This is a genomic window from Subsaximicrobium wynnwilliamsii (assembly GCF_007997225.1).
Classification (GTDB): domain Bacteria; phylum Bacteroidota; class Bacteroidia; order Flavobacteriales; family Flavobacteriaceae; genus Psychroserpens; species Psychroserpens wynnwilliamsii.
Genome location: NZ_VORM01000085.1, coordinates 1 through 1,705 on the forward strand (window position 1 = coordinate 1; position 1,705 = coordinate 1,705).

General features: G+C 31.6%; 3 protein-coding genes. All 3 read right to left on the reverse strand.

Features of this window, described 5'->3' with window-relative positions:
• Positions 1-191: 191 nt before the first annotated feature.
• On the reverse strand, positions 192-947 hold the full coding sequence (locus tag ESY88_RS20570; protein WP_147088579.1) for a LytR/AlgR family response regulator transcription factor: 756 nt from the start codon (positions 945-947) through the stop codon (positions 192-194).
• Positions 948-1,271, reverse strand: coding sequence for a LytS family sensor histidine kinase (locus tag ESY88_RS20575; RefSeq protein WP_147129065.1), 324 nt, complete (start codon positions 1,269-1,271; stop codon positions 948-950).
• Between the two features lie 273 nt (positions 1,272-1,544).
• A partial coding sequence (locus tag ESY88_RS21980) for an IS3 family transposase (RefSeq protein WP_147087245.1) occupies positions 1,545-1,705 on the reverse strand: 161 nt, incomplete at its 5' end.

Below are 1,705 nucleotides of genomic sequence, written 5' to 3' on the forward strand. Positions count from 1 at the left end.
CTAACAAACATGCGCTAAAAATAGAAAAATAGCGCTCTGGGACACCCATTTTTAACTAAAAAAAATCACAACTATTTGAATATAAATAACTTATGAATATTGACTTTTAAAATTGTCGAAAACAGGAAACAAGTTAATAAGACCGGGTAAATTGGTTAGAAATAAATGGGGTAGGTATGGATTTGTGATATTTAGCGCATTAATTTAGCTCTTAAGTTTGCAATAAATCCTGGCTTGTGTTTAGCAGTAACCTCAAAAGTTTCGCTACAATCCTGAAGTTCAATATGCATGTTGTCACGTTCTTTTAAATAATCCATGTTAATTATATTACTCTGGTCGACCTTCTCAAAGTTGTAATCTGCTAATTTCTCATAAAGTTCATTTATGCTAATTCTCAGGTTCGCATATAAAACAACATCATTTTTCCCATAAATATGTACACAGTTTTTGTTAGGCTGTTCACCATTTATATTCCGAGATGTTCTCATGTAATACGCTTGATTTGATGGGAAACGCACATCTTTGTTGGTGCCAATGCTTAAGGTTATTGTATGCGGTTTTTGAGAAACCTTGGTAGGATTTATTTTACCAATAACTTTATGTTTTATTATGTCCTTAAATTCTTCTAGATCAAATGGCTTACTTAAATAACCAGAAACATCTAAAGCATTCATCATTTTAGGACCATTATTGCTGGTTGAGGTTAAAAAGACAACTTTTTTATTTTCAGCTATTTTTTTTGCTAATTCGATACCGTTATATGGTGACATTTCGAAATCTACAATAAGTAAATCGTAGTCTTCTTCGATGACCTCTTCAAACGCTTTTAAGGAACTAGAGTAGCTCTTTACATGTTTTAAATTAAAGTCCTTTGCAATGCCATCTATTTTAGTTTTTACAAAAGCTAAGGTAGTAGGTTCGTCATCAACTAATATATAACGTATCATTCAATTAAGGTTTAAGGTTAATTTAGAAAGGTATTGTTTATTTGGGAGGGTTCTGTGCTCTATGTTACTATTGGGGTAGTAAGCATCAAGTAAATCTTGAAGTGCCTGCAATCCAAACTGTCCAGAATTCTTTAATTTAAAACGATTATCGTCTTGGTGTTCAGTACTATTTACTAAACAGTAACTTAACTGTCTATCTTCTGTTTCCTTTAGTGTGATATTAATAAAGGATTCCTTATCATTCAAACTTCCATGTTTTAAAGCATTTTCAACAAAAGGGAAAAACAAAGTCGGTTTTATTCTTAAACGTCTTTTTTGCTCCATACTTAACATGTTTTTTAATTCTATGTTCGCATTTGGTTTGAGATATTGAATTAACTCCATAAACATTTTAATATGGCTCCATTCTTCCTCTAAACTGATGTGTTCTTTATTTAATGCGGAAACATTATAGTCTAAAAGTTTAAAGATATGCTTTAAGGCTTTTAACGATGGAACTTTGTTTTCTATTTTTTTGAAACCGTAATAAATTCCTAAAAATGATTTATGGTTATTTTCGGCGGTTTGGAATTCCTACATAAAGCGTGACTATTTTTATTAAGCCGCTTTATTGATTAAATTTTCTAATTTCAGTTGCATTTCCAATGGTGTTCTATACCCCAAGGTTGAATGGATCCTTTTGGTGTTGTACCAGCTTATATATTCTACCAGGCACGCATGCAGCTGTTCACTCGACGCAAATCTATATCTATTTGTAC